General features: G+C 34.6%; 15 protein-coding genes. 8 read left to right on the top strand and 7 right to left on the bottom strand.

Annotated features, from left to right (window positions below):
- The first annotated feature begins 130 nt into the window (after window positions 1–130).
- The 5 genes from uvrC (at window position 131) to SYNTR_RS08785 (ending at window position 5,783) form a co-directional block, all read left to right on the top strand.
- On the top strand, window positions 131–1,912 hold the full coding sequence (gene uvrC, locus SYNTR_RS08805; protein ID WP_156204167.1) for an excinuclease ABC subunit UvrC: 1,782 nt from the start codon (window positions 131–133) through the stop codon (window positions 1,910–1,912).
- A 462-nt stretch (window positions 1,913–2,374) separates the two neighbouring features.
- Window positions 2,375–2,734 carry a phage holin family protein gene (locus tag SYNTR_RS08800; protein WP_156204166.1) on the top strand — a complete coding sequence of 120 codons (360 nt, stop codon included), beginning with the start codon at window positions 2,375–2,377 and terminating at the stop codon, window positions 2,732–2,734.
- Between the two features lie 94 nt (window positions 2,735–2,828).
- Window positions 2,829–3,632, top strand: a complete 804-nt coding sequence (locus SYNTR_RS08795) for a Cof-type HAD-IIB family hydrolase (RefSeq protein WP_156204165.1) — start codon at window positions 2,829–2,831, stop codon at window positions 3,630–3,632.
- Between the two features lie 148 nt (window positions 3,633–3,780).
- Window positions 3,781–4,728 carry an ROK family protein gene (locus tag SYNTR_RS08790; RefSeq protein ID WP_197079084.1) on the top strand — a complete coding sequence of 316 codons (948 nt, stop codon included), beginning with the start codon at window positions 3,781–3,783 and terminating at the stop codon, window positions 4,726–4,728.
- Window positions 4,729–4,751: 23 nt separating this feature from the next.
- Window positions 4,752–5,783, top strand: a complete 1,032-nt coding sequence (locus SYNTR_RS08785) for a bifunctional phosphoglucose/phosphomannose isomerase (protein WP_243140173.1) — start codon at window positions 4,752–4,754, stop codon at window positions 5,781–5,783.
- 78 nt (window positions 5,784–5,861) lie between these two features.
- On the opposite strand, the gene SYNTR_RS08780 is transcribed toward SYNTR_RS08785, so the two are convergent.
- From SYNTR_RS08780 to SYNTR_RS08750, 7 genes are all read right to left on the bottom strand, one after another.
- Window positions 5,862–6,719: a MurR/RpiR family transcriptional regulator gene (locus tag SYNTR_RS08780; protein ID WP_197079083.1), complete on the bottom strand. Its 858-nt coding sequence runs from the start codon at window positions 6,717–6,719 to the stop codon at window positions 5,862–5,864.
- Window positions 6,720–6,796: 77 nt separating this feature from the next.
- On the bottom strand, window positions 6,797–8,083 hold the full coding sequence (locus SYNTR_RS08775; protein WP_156204162.1) for a metal-dependent hydrolase family protein: 1,287 nt from the start codon (window positions 8,081–8,083) through the stop codon (window positions 6,797–6,799).
- 70 nt (window positions 8,084–8,153) lie between these two features.
- Window positions 8,154–9,719 carry an ABC transporter substrate-binding protein gene (locus SYNTR_RS08770; RefSeq protein ID WP_156204161.1) on the bottom strand — a complete coding sequence of 522 codons (1,566 nt, stop codon included), beginning with the start codon at window positions 9,717–9,719 and terminating at the stop codon, window positions 8,154–8,156.
- Window positions 9,720–10,080: 361 nt separating this feature from the next.
- A complete protein-coding gene (locus SYNTR_RS08765) occupies window positions 10,081–11,046 on the bottom strand; it encodes an ABC transporter ATP-binding protein (RefSeq protein ID WP_156204740.1) in 966 nt (321 codons plus the stop codon).
- Window positions 11,046–12,023 (bottom strand): ABC transporter ATP-binding protein, encoded by a 978-nt coding sequence (locus SYNTR_RS08760; protein ID WP_156204160.1) that lies wholly within the window; start codon window positions 12,021–12,023, stop codon window positions 11,046–11,048. The genes SYNTR_RS08765 and SYNTR_RS08760 overlap by 1 nt, the downstream gene beginning before the upstream one ends.
- A gap of 15 nt (window positions 12,024–12,038) precedes the next feature.
- Entirely contained in the window at window positions 12,039–12,944 is a 906-nt protein-coding gene (locus tag SYNTR_RS08755) for an ABC transporter permease (protein ID WP_156204159.1), read from the bottom strand.
- 21 nt (window positions 12,945–12,965) lie between these two features.
- Window positions 12,966–13,970 (bottom strand): ABC transporter permease, encoded by a 1,005-nt coding sequence (locus tag SYNTR_RS08750; protein WP_156204158.1) that lies wholly within the window; start codon window positions 13,968–13,970, stop codon window positions 12,966–12,968.
- A 678-nt stretch (window positions 13,971–14,648) separates the two neighbouring features.
- Between SYNTR_RS08750 and SYNTR_RS08745 the strand changes: the two genes are divergently transcribed.
- Genes SYNTR_RS08745 through SYNTR_RS08735 form a run of 3 tightly spaced genes read left to right on the top strand, consistent with a single transcriptional unit; the run spans window position 14,649 to window position 17,251 of the window.
- The gene (locus tag SYNTR_RS08745) at window positions 14,649–15,437 is read left to right on the top strand and encodes a PHP domain-containing protein (RefSeq protein ID WP_156204157.1); all 789 of its coding nucleotides are present in this window, start codon (window positions 14,649–14,651) and stop codon (window positions 15,435–15,437) included.
- Window positions 15,401–16,291 carry an RNase adapter RapZ gene (rapZ, locus tag SYNTR_RS08740; protein ID WP_156204156.1) on the top strand — a complete coding sequence of 297 codons (891 nt, stop codon included), beginning with the start codon at window positions 15,401–15,403 and terminating at the stop codon, window positions 16,289–16,291. The genes SYNTR_RS08745 and rapZ overlap by 37 nt, the downstream gene beginning before the upstream one ends.
- Complete coding sequence (locus tag SYNTR_RS08735) at window positions 16,292–17,251, top strand: gluconeogenesis factor YvcK family protein (protein ID WP_156204155.1); 960 nt, start codon at window positions 16,292–16,294, stop codon at window positions 17,249–17,251. It abuts the gene before it with no gap.
- Window positions 17,252–17,372: the final 121 nt, after the last annotated feature.

Raw genomic sequence — 17,372 nt, 5'->3', positions numbered from 1 at the left:
CGCAGAGAATGCATTCTATGCTTCAAATAATATCAAAGGAAACGATAGTTTCCTCACCTTAATTAAAAATTTAAAATTAAAAATTAAGAATTAGAACCAGCCGTGTCTACTATATAAAGGGTGAAAGTACATGAAAGATCGTCTTAAAAATGTGCCTTTAAATCCAGGGGTTTATATGTTTAAAGATGAGGAGAGTCGAGTGATTTATGTAGGGAAAGCTAAGGCTCTGCGTAATCGCTTGCGCTCTTATTTCCAATCTCCTGAAGGTCTTGATCCTAAAGTTCGTGTGATGATGAGCAGAGTGGCTGATTTTGACTATATAGTTACTAACTCCGAAGTCGAAGCCCTAATACTTGAAAACAACCTAATTAAATCATACCAACCTCGCTATAATATTAACCTTCGCGATGATAAAACTTATCCTTACCTTAAAATTACTACGGGAGAAAAATTCCCACGAATAAGTGTGGTTAGAGAAGAAAAGGATAGGGCTTCTAGATACTTTGGTCCATATACTGATGTAACTTCACTGCGTGAAACCCTACGACTTCTTACATCTATATTTCCTGTGAGGACCTGCAAAAATTTTAAGAATAAAACCAGGCCCTGCTTGAATAAAGATATAGACAAATGCCTTGCTCCTTGTAGTGGCAAATTATCCCATGAGGAATATAACAAAGTAGTGGTAGGACTGATTGATTTTTTAGAAGGAAACTATAAAGACTTACTTAAACAAAAAGAAGAAGAAATGCAAATAGCAGCTAATAACCTTGAGTTTGAAAAAGCAGCGAGGATAAGAGATCAGATTAATGCCATTAATAAAGTTAGTGCTAAGCAAAAGATTAGTTTTGATGCTCAATATAAAATGGATGTAATAGGCATGGTAAATGATGAGAAAAACAACCTAGTTCTAGTCTTGAAACTGCGTGCAGGAAAAATAATAGGCAAAGATACCTTTTGGCTGAAAAAGGCTATAGATGAAAAAGAAGAAGAAATTTTAGGGTTTTTAATAAAGCAATATTATGATGAAAATCCTGATATACCTGGTGAGATTATAATAAACTTAACTTTTGAGGAATTAGAATTAATTGAATCATGGCTAAAAGAAAAAACTCAAAGAAGTGTTAAAATTAAGGTTCCTAAAAAAGGTGAGAAAAAACAGTTGCTAGATATGGTATTAGATAATGCTAAGTTATTATGGGATGAAAAGATGAACCAAGACCTAAAGAATGAAAAGGTTTTACAACACCTAAGTAAAGTGTTGAATATTGAAGTGGTTCCCGAAAGGATAGAGTGTTTTGACATATCTCACCTAGCAGGAGAAGAAACGGTAGCGTCTATGGTAGTACTTACTAAAGCTGTACCTGACAAAATGGCTTATCGAAGGTTTAAGATAAAAATTGATAAAAATGATGATTTTGCTGCAATGAGTGAAGCCCTAAAGCGTAGATTTACCCAGGCACGTGAAGGCAATGAAAGCTTTTTACCTGAGCCAGACCTTATATTAATAGATGGTGGATTAGGTCAGGTTAATGCAGTTCAAAATGTCATAAATGAACTTGGTGTCGACATACCCGTTTTTGGTTTGGCGAAAAAAAATGAAGAAATTTTTAAACCGGGTATTTCTAAGCCGATTGTTTTACCTCGCAGAGATGAAGCTTTAATGGTATTGCAAAGAGCAAGAGATGAAGCCCATCGATTTGCAATAGAATATAATCGCAAGTTAAGAAGTAAAAAGGTAACAAAATCAGCTTTAGATGAGATAGAGGGTATTGGGGAGAAAAGAAAAAAGAACCTATTAAAGCACTTTGGATCAGTAGCTAAGATAAGGGAGGCTAGTGTTGAACAATTATTAGAGGTGCCTGGCATAAATAAAAATGTAGCTAAAAATATCGAAGAATATTTTAAATAATATGAACTACTCTAATTCACATAGCCTAGGTTAGTCATTTATTCGGAAGGAGAAAAAAACATAATTTCTAATAATTGATTCTGCTGCAAAAAGTAACTACAACAAACTTAAGGCTGAGCAAACATGTTTATCTAAGTCCCGAATAGCAAGGCGTGGTGAATGATTACGGCTAAGTATAAATGAAAAATCATTTTAGATAATAAGTGCTAAGCTAAAATGGAGGTAAAGACCGATGAGTGGCGTGATAAACATGTTTGCTCAGCCGATTCCATACTCTAAGTTTAGCTTTTTGCAGTAAAAGCATAATTTTGAATTATTACTTGTTTTAAAACATACTTATTTGACAAAAAGAAATCATATTTTTAATTTCCCGGGAAATAAATCGAAAACAGCTATATTATGTTACAATAAAATTTATAAGGGGTTATCATTAGTAGTTTAAACTCGAAAGGGGTTAGGGTTTTGTTACAAGGTTGGGTTTTACGATGGATTTTAAATATTTGTGCAATAATTTTTACTGCTGCTCTGATTTCTGGTTTTGAAGTAACTTTTTGGGGTGCTATTGTTGGATCAATTTTTTTAGGAATAATTAATGCCTTTATACGTCCAATATTATTTATACTAACACTACCATTTACTATACTAACTCTTGGTTTATTTACATTTGTTATAAATGGCTTAATGCTGTGGCTTACTTCAATAACCATTCAAGGCTTTTATATACATGGTTTTGGTTGGGCTATATTAAGTGCTATAGTGTTAAGTATAATTAGTTTTATAATTAGTTATTTAGTTGATGATAAATTCTTTAGGTTTAGATAATAATATAATCATTATACATTATTTATAAATTATGTTTAAAAAAGCCGGGCAATAAGCTCGGCTTTATTATAAACTCATTTTAAGGAGGGAGACTATGTCCGTTAAATTAATCGCAATAGATTTAGATGATACCTTATTAGATTCTGGTCTAAGAATATCTGATGAATGTGCTAAAGCTATAACTGCAGCGAGGGAAAAAGGAGTAATGGTTACTATTGCAACGGGTAGAATGTATAGCTCTGCATTACCATATGCTCGTCAGTTAAATATTGATGTACCATTGATAACTTATCAAGGAGCATGGGTTAAAAACTCTTTATCAGAAGAAGTTTTGTATTATGAGCCTGTCCCTAAAAAAGAGTCAATAGAAATAATGGAGTATTTTAAAAAGTGCGGAGTTCATTATCATACTTATTATGATGATAGATTATGCTTAGAAAATCTAACTGAAGAAGGAAAGTTTTATGTGAAATTGGCTGGTGTTGAGCCAGTTATAATGGATAGTTTAATTGATGCATTAGATACTTATGACCCCTTTAAAATTATGGCAGTAACCGATAATGAAAGAATGTTATTAGATATGGAGTTAGAGTTAAAGAATAATTATGGTGATAATTTACATATTACTCGTTCTAAACCATTTTTTTTAGAAGTTATGAATAAAAAAGCCAATAAAGCAGATGCTTTAAAAGTAATAACTGACCATTACAATATTGATAGAAAAGAAGTTATGGCTGTAGGTGACAGTTATAATGACCTTGCAATGATAGAATGGGCCGGCTTAGGAGTAGCCATGTGGAATGCCCGCACATCAGTTAAAGAAGTAGCAGATTTTATTACTACATCTAATGACGAAAAAGGCGTAGCAGAGGCAATACATAGGTTTGTGTTAGCCTAAAATAATAAATAAACACATACAAATACCGATTCTACAGACTTTTTATTATTATTATTTATTAACTTTATTCACAAATAGGTTTCACAATAAAATCAAATTGTCAGTGTGCTCGCAGAGTGTGTCTATTTCTAAAAGGAGCGTTGTATTCGTGATTATAGGGGTTGACTTAGGTGCTACTAAAATATTAAGTGGAATTGTTGCCAAGGATGGAGCTATTGTTAAGCGTGTTAAGCAGCCTACTATAAAAGAAAGAAGTCCTAAAGATATAGTTAATAGGATAGTAATGGCTATAAATGACCTACTTAAAGACAAATCTTTAGAAGCACATAAAATTGAGAAAATAGTTGTTGCGGCACCGGGACCACTTAGTTATCCTGATGGTGTTATATATGATACTCCCAATCTTAAGTGGGGGTATTTTCCTTTAAAAGAGGAACTAGAAAAAAGGCTTCAAAAAGAGGTGCAAGTAGAACATGATGCTACTACTGCAGCACTAGGAGAGTATTTTTTTGGGCAAAAAAAACAATATAAACACCTGCTATATATGACTGTAAGTAGTGGTATTGGTGGTGGAATAATTATTGATGGCAAGCCATACCGTGGTATTAATGGTGGTGCAGGTGAATTTGGTCATATGGTTGTTGAACCCAAAGGGCGAATTTGTGGTTGTGGCCGACATGGATGTTTAGAGGCTTGTGCATCAGGTACAGCAATAGCTGTTAAGGCAAAAAAACTTATAGAAAATGGTGAAGGTTTAGGAATTAAAACCTATAAAAAAGAAAAAGCTAATATTACTGCCTATGAAGTTGGACTAGCAGCACGTAATGGTGATCCTGAAGCCATTAATTTAATAAATGAAACAGCTTATTATCTTGGGTCTGGAACTAGTAATATAATTAATATCTTCAATCCAGAAATATTTATTTTAGGTGGAGGTGTTATTTTTGGGTTAGAAGATTTACTTTTAGAATCTATATCTAAATATGTTCATAATAATGTATATGCACTTCATCGCAAAAATTTGGTAATTAAGGCTTCTGAACTAGGTGAAGATATAGGTTTACTTGGTTGTGCTGCTATGGCTTTAGAGCAGTAAATAAACATTTTGGAGGGAACGTTGTGACACCAGAAAAAATGATGGAATATCTGTTTAATCTACCTAATCAGTTTAAAGAAAGTATGGATATTGATTTAAATTTTTTAGCACAGTATAAAAAATCCTATAAAAACATTGTAGTTAGTGGGCTTGGAGGATCAGCCATAGGTGGCGATATTTTAAGAACCTATGCTTTGAAAAAAGCTTCAAGCCCTATTATAATTAATCGCGATTATGATATTCCTGAGTTTGTTGATAATGAAAGCTTAGTTTTAGCAGTAAGTTATTCAGGAAATACTGAAGAAACATTAAGTTCATATGAAAAGGCTAAAAACAAAGGTGCAACTATCATTGCATTTACAACGGGAGGAAAGCTAGGGGAAATGGCTAATGCTGATGGTTTCCCAGTTGTTAATATACCAGGAGGATTAGTGCCAAGAGCAGCAACAGGATATCTTTTTGCACCAGTGGCACTAGCAATGGAAAAAATAGGGGTTTTAAGTAATGTTAAAGAAGAGATAGATGAAACTTATAATGTTTTACTTGACCTAAGAGATTCACTAAATCCAGATATTGATAGTGATGATAATAAAGCTAAAACTATTGCCCAACTTGTAAAAGGTCATATACCTGTTATATGGGGTTGTGCAGGAACATCTGAAGTAGCTGCAATGAGGTGGAAAGGCCAGATAAACGAAAACGCAAAATGTCCAGCATATTTTAATGTTATTCCAGAGTTAAATCATAATGAAATAGTTGGATTTGAGTTGCCTGAAGAAATACTAGATAAAATAGCAGTTATTTTACTACGCGATGATAATGATAATGAACGCAACAAATTACGCATGGATACCAGTAAAGATATAATAAAAGATAAGGTGGGAAGTGTTATTGAAGTACAGAGTGAAGGGCAGTCCTACCTAGCACGGATATACTCACTAATTTATATAGGGGATTATGCTAGCTATTATTTAGCCTTAGAATATAATGTTAATCCTACTCCAGTTAAGGTTATAGATTATTTAAAAGGCGAATTAGCCCTAGCCAAAGCTTAGGTAATCACGGGGACGGTTTTTTGTTTCACAAAATGGAACAAAGAACCGTCCCCTGTTCTACGCCGCGGCCTTTTTTGACTAGAATAAGTTTATTTGATTGGCATATTCGTCGAATTGTTTTAATTTGTGTTCAGTATCCTCGGGGTTTCTTGCTACGTATTCAACAATGATTGCTTGCAACAATAGTAATATAGGTCCACAAGGATCTGAAAAGGACATGTATTTGAGAGGTACAATCAAAAGTTTATCAGTAAATACTTTTAGAGGAGAAAACACGCTGTCTGTAATACCTATAATTGTAGCACCTTTGTTTCTAAAGGCTTCCCCAAGGTTTTTTAAGTGTTTAGGGTATCTGGGGAAAGATAACATTATGACTGTAGTTTTTTCATCACAAGCTAAGATAAGATTATGGGCATCCATGCTGTCTTTATTTATAACAACTACATCTGTTTTAACTTTTCCTAAAGTGTATCCTAGGTATTCTGCCATATAACTAGAAGAATATAAGCCTACAACTATTACCTTATTAGACTCTTCAATTCTAGCTACTACTTCTTCAATTTCTTGCATAGAAACACTATCAACAAGTGTATCCATATTTTTTTGATCATTATTAATAACAGTTAACAAAATGTTAAGTTCTTTTAGGTTTTCTCCCTTTAGTGTGTTTCTGATGCTATCATATGCTTTTAATTCATGTTGAACAATATCCTGTAAATCGTTAGACATTTCTATAAAACCAGAATAGTCCAAGGTTGTAGATAGTCTAACAACAGTTGATTCACTAACATCAGCTTCTTTTGCTATTTGAGTTAGGTTTTGAAAAGCAGCTTTTTTATAATTATCCATAATATATTTTGCTAATTGTGCTTGCTTGGGGGATAATTTATCGCTTTTTTGTTTAATTTTTTCAAAGAAGGTATTACCGTTTTTCAATGTATAAACCTGCTTTCTTCTTTTAAATATTATTTCTACCCAATAATAGCCAAATAGCATATAAAATTCAAGTGGTATTAGACCTTAGGAAAGTCTTCTTCCATGTAAGGGGTAAGCTGAGGTATCGAACATGGAGACTCTTTATCTAGATTTTTTACTATCTTTCCATCCTTAATTACTTTTCTAATATTGTCTTTATTTAAAAGAACCTCAATGTCTTCTAAAGGATTACCATCAACTACTATCATATCAGCTATTTTACCTTTTTCTATAGTTCCAACTTCTGAAGCAATGTCACAAGCTTCGGCAGCTACTTTAGTTGCACTAAGTATAGCTTCTGTAGGTGACATTAACCCTTCATTAACATATATTACAAGTTCCAAAGCATTGTTTCCGTGATAATTATAGGGTGATACACCTGCATCAGAGCCCATTGCTATTCTAACTCCTGATTCAAGAGCTCTTTTTATAGAATTAACTCTAACAGTTCGTATTTGTCTTGTTTTATCAATCATAAACCTTGGAACATTAATTTCATTAGCATATTTTAACACTAGGTAACCCACAGTTAAAGTTGGGACTACGTATATATTGTGGTCTACCATCATAGATAAAGCTTCATCATCTACTAAAGAAGCATGTTCAATGGTATATGCTCCTGCTTGTACAGCATTTTTTATACCTTGTGCTCCGTGAGCATGTGCCGCAACCTTTTTTTCTAATTTAGTTGCTTCTTCTACAATAGCTTTAAGCTCTTTTATATCTGTTTGTTCTGCTCCTGGTATTCCTCCCGGATTCATAATAGCACCAGTAGCCATAACCTTTAGAAAATCAGCTCCAAATTTTAGCTGTTCTCTGCTAGCCTTTTTAAATTCATCATATCCATCTGCGATTCTATATAGATTTTCAAAGTATTCTGTTCCTGAACAAGTAGTTGATAAAATTTCGCCACTTGTTAAAATTCGAGGGCCATTAATCCAGCCATTTTCTACGCCTTCTTTAACACTAAAATCTATTTTATTAGCTGTTCCACAATTTCTAACGGTGGTAAACCCTGCTTGTAATGTAGCTTCCATTTCTTTAACAGAGCGCACAGCTCGTGAAGTTTCACAAATATAATTTTCTTGGTATGTATCAGGCATACCTTGTAGTCCTATGTGTATATGTGCATCTATTAAGCCTGGCATTAGAAACTGGCCATTTAAGTCATAATAGCTAACTTCATCATACTTTATAGGGCTTACATCTTGTCTTTTACCTACTTGATCAATTTTTCCATCATCACCTATTACTACTACTCCATCGGTAATAATGTCCTTGCCTGTACCATCGAATAATTTTGCTCCTTTTAAAACTATAGCCATTTTTAAACTCCCCTTATTTATTATAAGAGACGGCAGGGAGTAAAGTGTCCCCCCTGCCTATACCCTATTTTTACTTAATTACATCATGCATTAGTACATTACCCATAATATCTAATTGAAATCCTTCAATATCTGATCGAACTGCTGCGGAGTAATTACTGTGAGCAATTGGTATTATAGGAGCTTGTTCATAGTATTCTTGCTGAAGCTCTTTATATAGCTTTTCTTGTTCTGCTTCATCATAAGTAGCTAAAGCCTGATCAGCTATGTCTACTAGCTCTTGTGGCTCATATCCGGATTGGTTTCCACCAAGCATCATTGTTCTTAAGAAGTTACTTGGATAAGGAACGTCATACCAACCATATAAGGCTACGTCAAACTCTCTACTTTGTCTCATTTCAGTAAGAGTACCCCATTCTACAACATTAATGTCAACGTCTAGACCTATTCTTTGTAAATCAGCTCTAATAATCTCAGCTACTTGTACAGGTTGTGATATATAGGAACGAGCATGAGTAAAGGATGCAAGTTCTATTTCTGTTCCCTCAGGGTATCCTGCATCTGCTAGTAATTGTTTTGCTTTTTCAGGGTCATACTCATATGGTCCAGCAGTTTCATCAAAGGCAAATACAGTAGGAGGTAAAGCATTTATAGCTCTTGTTCCGGTACCTTCATAAATTACATCTACAAGGGCATCCATATCAATTGCATGGTTAAGTGCTTTTCTAAATGTTGGATCATCAAGAGGTTCTTTGGTTACATTAATTAATCCCATGAAGAGATTAGCACCTGGAACTGTAAGTAAATCTATATTATCATCATTTTGAACAGCATATATTTGTGCTGGGTCTATATGTTTAATAGCATCTACTTGTCCTGTTTGTAATTCCATTAAACGGGTTGATGTTTCTGGAACTACCTTAAATATTAAAGTGTCAATTTCCGGCTTTTCACCCCAGTAGTTATCATTAGCCGCAAGTCTTATGTACTCACCTTGTCTCCAATCTTCAAATACAAATGGACCAGTACCTACTGGATTTTGGGGGAAATTCTCGCCATATTTTTCAACTGCAGTTGGGCTAACTATAAATTGAGAGTAGTGCGCCATATAGGTTATGAATGGAGCAAATTTTTGTTCTAGCTCTATTTCAACTGTAAATTCATCAATTGCACGTACTTCTGTTATTACATCACCCATTAGGTAATTAAGGTATGAGTAACCACCTTGTACAACACCGTAGTAGGGGTGATCTTCATCTAGTACTCTCTCAAAAGAGAAAACAACAGCATCTGCATTGAAATCTGTACCATCATGGAATTTTACATCATCGCGTAGATAAAAAGTCCATGTTTTACCATCCTCAGACATTTCCCAATCGGTAGCTAATGCTGGTGCTACATCTAAGTCATCGTTTTTAAACTGAAGTAATCCATCAAAAACGTGATAAACTGGGTCAATGTCACCTTCAGCCCAAGCATAGCCTGGATCAATTAGGTCAGCGTCAGTACTTCTTGCTACTGTAAAGATGGTTGTATCATCTACTTCTCCGGTTCCTTCTCCACCACAGCCAGCAAGCGTGAAACTAAACACAAAAACCAATAACAACAGAGTAGTGAAAACTTTCTTCTTAGACATTAAACAAATCCCTCCCTAAAGAATTTTTATATTAACTTCGGATTCTTACCGAAGCTAAGAGCTTAGAAATATTTATTTTATTACAAAAAATTAAACTAACCCCTCTTGCGTATATAAAGAACGTCGCCAGACTCCACAAGGTGTATTACCTACGGTTCAAGCTACGTTATAAAAGGGTACCAGGCTAACGCTCCGTCCTTGGAGCGATAGCCTTCGCGTCACGTCCTGTGACGCGCCCCTTTTCTAACTCCGCTTTCACCGGGTAATACTACCTTGCTCCGTCAAGTGCTCCTTATCTTTATATACGCAAGATGTCGTACTATCTAAGGGGCTCTTGCAGTGGAATCAATATTTAATTTCTTTAATACAAGTGACAACTTACCGTATGACCCTTCTCAATTTCTTTTAGTGTCGGTGATTCTTCACTGCATTTATCTATTGCATGTGGGCACCTTGGATGAAATCTGCATCCCTCTGGGGGATTAATGGGACTTGGTACTTCCCCCTCCATTGACTTCATTTCTTGTTTTTTAGAAGGATCAGCTACAGGAATTGATGAGAGCAAACCTATTGTATAAGGATGCTTTGGATTATTGAATAGTTGCTGTGTAGTTGCTAACTCCACAATTTTTCCTAAATACATAACTGCAACTCGGTCACTAATATGTTTTACAACACTTAAATCATGGGCTATGAAGACATAGGTTAGGTTAAATTCTTCCTGTAGCCTTTTAAACATATTTATTATCTGGGCTTGTATAGAAACATCTAAAGCGGATACGGGTTCATCGGCTACTATTATCTCTGGATTTAAGGCAAGAGCTCTCGCAATGCCTATTCTTTGCCTTTGACCACCACTGAATTCGTGCGGGTAGCGATAGTAATAATCTTGTCTTAGGCCTACATATTCCATTAACTGTAAAGCTCTATTTTGACGTTCTTTTGGAGTTCCAATTTTATGAAGTATTAGTGGTTCTTCGATAATATTTCCTACCCGCCATTTAGGATCAAGAGAAGCATAAGGATCTTGGAATACTACTTGAATTTTTTTTCGTAATTCACGTGTTGATTTAGTGTTGCCCTCAAAGATGTTTTTGCCTTTAAAATGGACACTTCCACTATCGGCTTCAATTAGTTGTAATAAAAGGTTGCTAGTTGTGGATTTACCACATCCGCTTTCACCAACCAACCCAAAAGTTTCGCCTTTGTAAACAGTAAAGCTAATATCATCTACTGCTTTAAGCCAATCAACTTGTTTCCCAAATAGTCCTTTTTTAATAGGAAAATATTTAGTTAGGTTTTTAACTTCTAATATTTTTTCTTTCATCATTGGTTCATCACCTTATCTGAATAAAGTAAACATCTTACTAAAGATTCATTATCTTGTATTAAGCTAGGATTAATAGTATTGCAACCATCTATCGCTTTTGGACAACGAGAGTAAAAGCGACACCCTGTAAATTCCTCTGATAAGTCTGGTACCATCCCTTTTATCTCAACTAATTCATCCTGACATTCATCTATTTTAGGTATAGTTTCTAGCAAACCTATACTATATGGATGTTTAGGAGATGCAAAAAAGTTATGAGTTTTAGCAGATTCAACAATTTGTCCTGCATACATGACCGAAACCTTATCTACAACTTGGGCAATAACTCCTAAATCATGAGATATTAGCAAAACCGCAGTTCCTAGCTCATCCTGAAGCTCTTTTATTAAAGATAAAATTTGGGCTTGTACAGTTACATCTAAAGCAGTTGTAGGCTCATCTGCAATTAACAGTGTTGGATTACAAGCTAAGGCAATAGCTATCATAATCCTTTGTCTAATACCCCCACTCATTTGATGAGGGTATTCTAAAATACGTCTATTGGCATCTGGTATTTTAACTATATTTAAAAGATCTATAGCTTTATTGCGAATTGCCTTTTTACTTCCACCTTCATGTATTCGAATGACTTCCTCTAACTGTTCAGCAATAGTTAAAACAGGGTTAAGTGATGTCATGGGGTCTTGAAATATCATGGAAATTTCATTACCTCTAATTTTTTGCATTTTTTTTTCTGGTGCCTTAACTAAATCTCTTCCCTTAAAGTAGACAGAACCATCAGATATATCCCCATTATTCGGAAGTAAGCCCATAATGGCTAAAGATGTTACACTTTTTCCACATCCTGATTCGCCTACTAAACCTACTGTTTCCCCTCTGTTTATCTGTAGATTCACACCATCTACTGCGCGAACAATTTTATCATCACTTTTAAATTTAACTTTAAGATTTCTTATGTCTAAAATGGGTTCCATCCAAAGAATCCCCCTTTATATATCCATTTTAGGATCTAAGGCTTCACGTAACCCGTCCCCTAATAGGTTGAATGCTAGTACTGATATCATAATCATAAGACCAGGGAAAACTGTTACCCACCAGTATCCTAATATTAAATAATCTCTACCATTACTTAACATTGCACCCCATTCTGGTGTAGAAGGATCTATACCAATACCTAGAAAACCAAGTGCAGCTGTATAAAGTATTGCATCTGCTAGTAGTAAGGTTAAAAATACAATAGCAGGTGGTAAAACATTAGGTAGAACGTGTCTGGTAATAATCCAACTAGATTTTGCACCTATAACTTTACTTGCGTTTATATAAGGTAATTCTTTTACAGTTAGTACTGACCCCCGGACTATTCTAGCCATTTGGGGGATATAGACAATGGAGATGGCTAACATTGCCTTTTCCAAGCCAGTTCCTAATACAGCAACTACTGCTAGTGCAAGTAAAAGGGGTGGGAAAGATAGAAAAATATCTATAATCCTCATTACAATGAGATCTATTACACCCCCAAAATAACCAGCTATAACACCTATAGCTGTTCCAACCACAGCAGTTATAGTAATTACCATAAACCCTACCTTTAAGGAAATTTGCACACCATATATAACGCGACTAAAAATATCTCTTCCTAATTCATCTGTTCCCAATATTTGCTCATTGTTACCAGCCCAAAAACCAGCTTGTAACCTGTTTTCAGGTTGAGGAGTAATAGGATCCTCAGGAGCTATAATTGGAGCAAAAGCACCCATCAGCAGAATAAAAATTACTATGTAAAAGCTAATAACAGCTAATTTATGCTTTTTGAATTGTTTTGTAGTTTCTTTTACTAAGCTTCTTTTAGTAAATTCTTCAGTTTTTACTTCTTGTGTTGTAACATTAGCTTCCATTCAATCTTCACCACCTAGCTATTAGTTATATCTGATTCTTGGATCAAGATAAGCATAGATTACATCTACTAAAATATTTATCAAAACAAACCCTAAGGCAATAACTAATATAATACCTTGTACTATTGGATAATCTCTGACCCCAATAGATGATACAACTACCATTCCTATTCCTGGCCATGAAAAAACTGTTTCAGTTAAGATGGCTCCACCCATCATTCTGCCTAATTGCAAACCGATAACAGTAACAACGGGAATTAAGGCGTTTTTAAGGGCATGTTTATATATAATACGTCTCGTTGGAAGTCCTTTTGCTTTGGCAGTACGAATATAATCCTGAGATAAAACATCAAGCATACTTGAGCGCGTAATCCTAACAATAATAGCTAAAGGAATAGTTGCTAAGGATATAGCTGGGAGTGCTAAATGTTTTAATGCTGTGAGAAAAGCATCATAATTACCAGCAATTAATGCATCTATTGTGTACATCCCAGTAACAATTGGCATGGATGCTCCCATTGTCATTCGTCCCGAAACGGGGAACCATCCTAGAATTACTGAAAAAACAAATATTAACATCAAACCTAACCAGAATACAGGGATTGATACACCTGCTAGTGACAAGGTGGTGGTAATATAATCAATTATTGAATTGCGTTTTTGAGCGGCAATAACACCTAAAGGAATACCGAATACTACAGCAATTAATAAAGCTGCAAGAGCTAATTCTATAGTAGCGGGAAAATGTCTAATTATAATATTTAGAACCTCTTCACCTGTTCTAACAGAGTTACCTAAATCAAACTGTACAGCATTGCCTAGCCATTGAATGTATTGTGTAATTAAAGGTTGGTGTAGTCCTAACTGTACTCGAAGTGCTTCAATTTCTTCTGCTGTACCTCTAGGGTAGAGCATTACCTGTGCTGGGCAACCGGGAATCATATGTAATAATAAAAATACTAATATTGTAACACCCAGAATAGTAGGTATTGCTAGTAATAACCTCTTTATTAAATAGTCTCTCATATGTTTCTTTCTCCCCAAACAAGATTGTTTTCTAAGGTGATAAATTTTTTTCACCTAATGCTTTTGGTGAAAAAATTATTTCACTATACATATAGTACCCTAATTCATAATTGGTGTTTTTTCAACATCTTTTTTCATAAAAACGTGTTATTTGAATAATATCTTCATAATAAAAAGAAAGAATAGTGAAAATGCAAATAATTATTATTTATGCTGTATATAATTAGCTCAACAACCCTTAGGGTAAATTTGAATAATGGTATTTTAAATCATTAGAAATTAAATGTTTTTATAAACAGCATAATTGTATCACTTACATTAACTCAGGGGTCTCGGGAAATATTAGTAATACACTAAATGGAATTTTTAATTTTTAATTTTGAATTCTTAATTTTGAATTTAATTCCACTGCAAAAAGCTAAACTTAGAGTATGGAATCGGCTGAGCAAACATGTTTATCACGCCACTCATCGGTCTTTACCTTCATTTTAGCTTAGCACTTATTATCTAAAATGATTTTTTATTTATACTTAGCCGTGATCTATGCACCACGCCTTGCTATTCGGGACTTAGATAAACATGTTTGCTAAGCCTTAAGTTTGTTGTAGTTACTCTTTGCAGTGGTATCAATTTTTTATTAATGTCCTTTGTCTCTATATATAAGTGGAGGTGTGATTTTTGGAGTTTTATGGAGATTATCATGTTCATTGTAGGGCTAGTGATGGTAATCAGACAGTTGAAGAAATAGCTGAAGTTGCTCTGCAAAAAGGCTTGAAAGAGGTGGCGGTGACTGACCATGGGCCTTTAGCTGCGGTTATTGGAGTTAAAAATTGTGATGTTTATTTACAATTAAGAAAAAAGATTAACGAAATAAATAGTAGAGATTTAGGTTTAAAAATACTTTTGGGTGCTGAAGCTAACGTTAGGGACTTTAAAGGTACTCTTGATATAGATAAGGAAGTAATGAAAAGCTTGGACATATTGATAATAGGACTGCATCCATATACATTGCCAACTTCAATAGCTGATGGATTAAACCTTTTTCTGCAAAATTCCCTTCGTCATTTGGGGAAAAAAGAGCGGGCTAAAGCAGTAAAAAACAATACAATTGCTATAATAGAAGCGCTTTCAAGAAACCCCGAGGTTGATATTCTTTCCCACCCAGGATTATTTTTTAATGTAGATATTGAGCAAGTAGCAGAAGCATGTCGAGACAATCAGGTATTATTTGAGATTAACTGTGGTCATGAGTATCCTGAAATATCTGATATAATAAAAGCAGAAAGGGTTGGAGCAAACTTTATTGTGAATAGTGATTCTCACTTTAAAAAAACCGTAGGCGACCTTAAGTATGGAAGTAAGTTGGTTGAATCCTTGGGTATAAAGCCTGAACGAGTTGTGAATTCACTTCATATGGGGGGGAATATAGAGTGGAAAAGAAAAATGATAACTTTCAAGTACTCATAATTACAGGTTTATCTGGTGCAGGAAAAACCCAGGTTGTAAACTACTTAGAAGATTGGGGTTACTTTTGTGTAGACAATTTACCCCCAACTTTACTGACTAAGTTTACAGAATTGAGCATGCAATCAGAGGGAAAAATAAACAAAGTAGCTTTAGTTATGGATGTTAGAGGAGGAGAGTTTTTTCACGATCTTTTCAATGCACTTATTGAGCTAAAACAAAATAATATAAAGTATGAAATTTTATTTTTAGAAGCATCTAATGAGGTTCTAATTCGCAGGTTTAAAGAAACGCGCAGAAGACATCCGTTAGCTCCGGAAGGAAGATTGTTAGAGGCTATACAGAATGAACGCAGCATGTTAGAAGAACTAAGAGGTAAGGCAAATGTGATAATAGATACATCTAATATTTCCCCTAGAGATTTAAAGGAAAAGCTTTTAACACTGTATAGTAGTGATGAAAATTCAGGTGGGTTTTCAATTAGTTTAATCTCTTTTGGATATAAGGCAGGTATACCATTAGATACTGATTTAATCATGGATGTAAGGTTTATACCAAATCCTTATTATGATCCAGTAATGAAAAATATGACTGGTCAGGATACTGAGGTAATTGACTATGTTTTAGAATCGTCAATTACAAAATCATTTATTCGTCGTTTCTTAAATCTGTTGAAGTTTTTAATACCTAATTATATTACTGAAGGAAAAACTAATCTTTCAATTGCTATAGGATGTACAGGTGGGCAGCACCGATCAGTTGCTATAACTGATTATATAGGCAAACAACTCAATAGACTGGGATATAACGTAACTGTAAAACACCGAGATGTTTCTAAATATACTATGGAGGATTAAATGAATAGAATAGATAGAGAATCTAGGATTGTAGTAATTGGAGGAGGTACCGGCTTATCTGTTCTTTTGAAAGGACTAAAAAAACTAACTACAAACGTAACTGCAGTAGTCACAGTATCTGATGATGGAGGTAGCTCCGGTAGGTTAAGGGCTGAGTTAGGGGTATTGCCACCTGGTGATATTCGTAGCTGTTTAGTTGCTTTGGCAGATACTGAAACTTTAATGGATGAAGTTATACAGCATAGATTTCAAACAGGTGAAGGGCTAAAGGGACATAGCTTAGGTAATCTATTATTAGTAGCAATGACCGAAATAACTGGAGACTTTATAACGGCTATTAAAGAAGTTAGTAAAGTATTAAAAGTAAGAGGAAATGTTTTGCCGGCTACATTAGAGCATGTTACCTTAAAGGCTCTAATGAGTGATGGTAAAATGGTTTCTGGTGAAACTCTCATTAGGAATTATAAATATAAAATAGAAAGGCTTTTTTTAAAACCAGAATACTGTAGACCAGTTCCAGAAACCTTAAATGCTATAAGGGATGCTGATGCGATAATTGTAGGACCTGGAAGCCTATATACTAGCATTATTCCAAACCTACTTGTTGATGGTGTTGTAGATGCTATAGCTGATTCTAATGCAGTAACTATGTATGTAAGTAATATAATGACTGAACAAGGTGAAACTGATGATTTTACAGCATATGATCACCTAAAGGTTATATTAGAGCATATAAATAAGCAAATTTTTAACTATGTTATAATGAATTCAGGAAACATAGATAAATATAGATTAGAACGTTATAAAGAGGAAAAAGCTATACCTGTAAGAAAAGCTTTACAAGAAATAAATGATTTAGGCGTAAAAGTAATAGAAGAAGACCTTGTTTCTCAAGCAGACTTTGCCTGGCATGACTCAGACAAATTAGCTAAGGTGATAATGAAAACCATAGGCAGATAAGCGGAACAGGCGGAGTAGAACAGGGGGGAGTAGAACAGGGGACGGTTCTCTGTTCTACAAGGGCAAAACAGAGAACCGTCCCCTGTTCTACTCCCCCCTGTCAGTGTTTTAATTTTTGTGG

This window comes from Candidatus Syntrophocurvum alkaliphilum (assembly GCF_009734445.1).
GTDB classification, from domain to species: domain Bacteria; phylum Bacillota; class Syntrophomonadia; order Syntrophomonadales; family Syntrophomonadaceae; genus Syntrophocurvum; species Syntrophocurvum alkaliphilum.
Note: the sequence above shows the minus strand (reverse complement) of the source record. Positions and strands in the feature narration are given on the sequence as shown.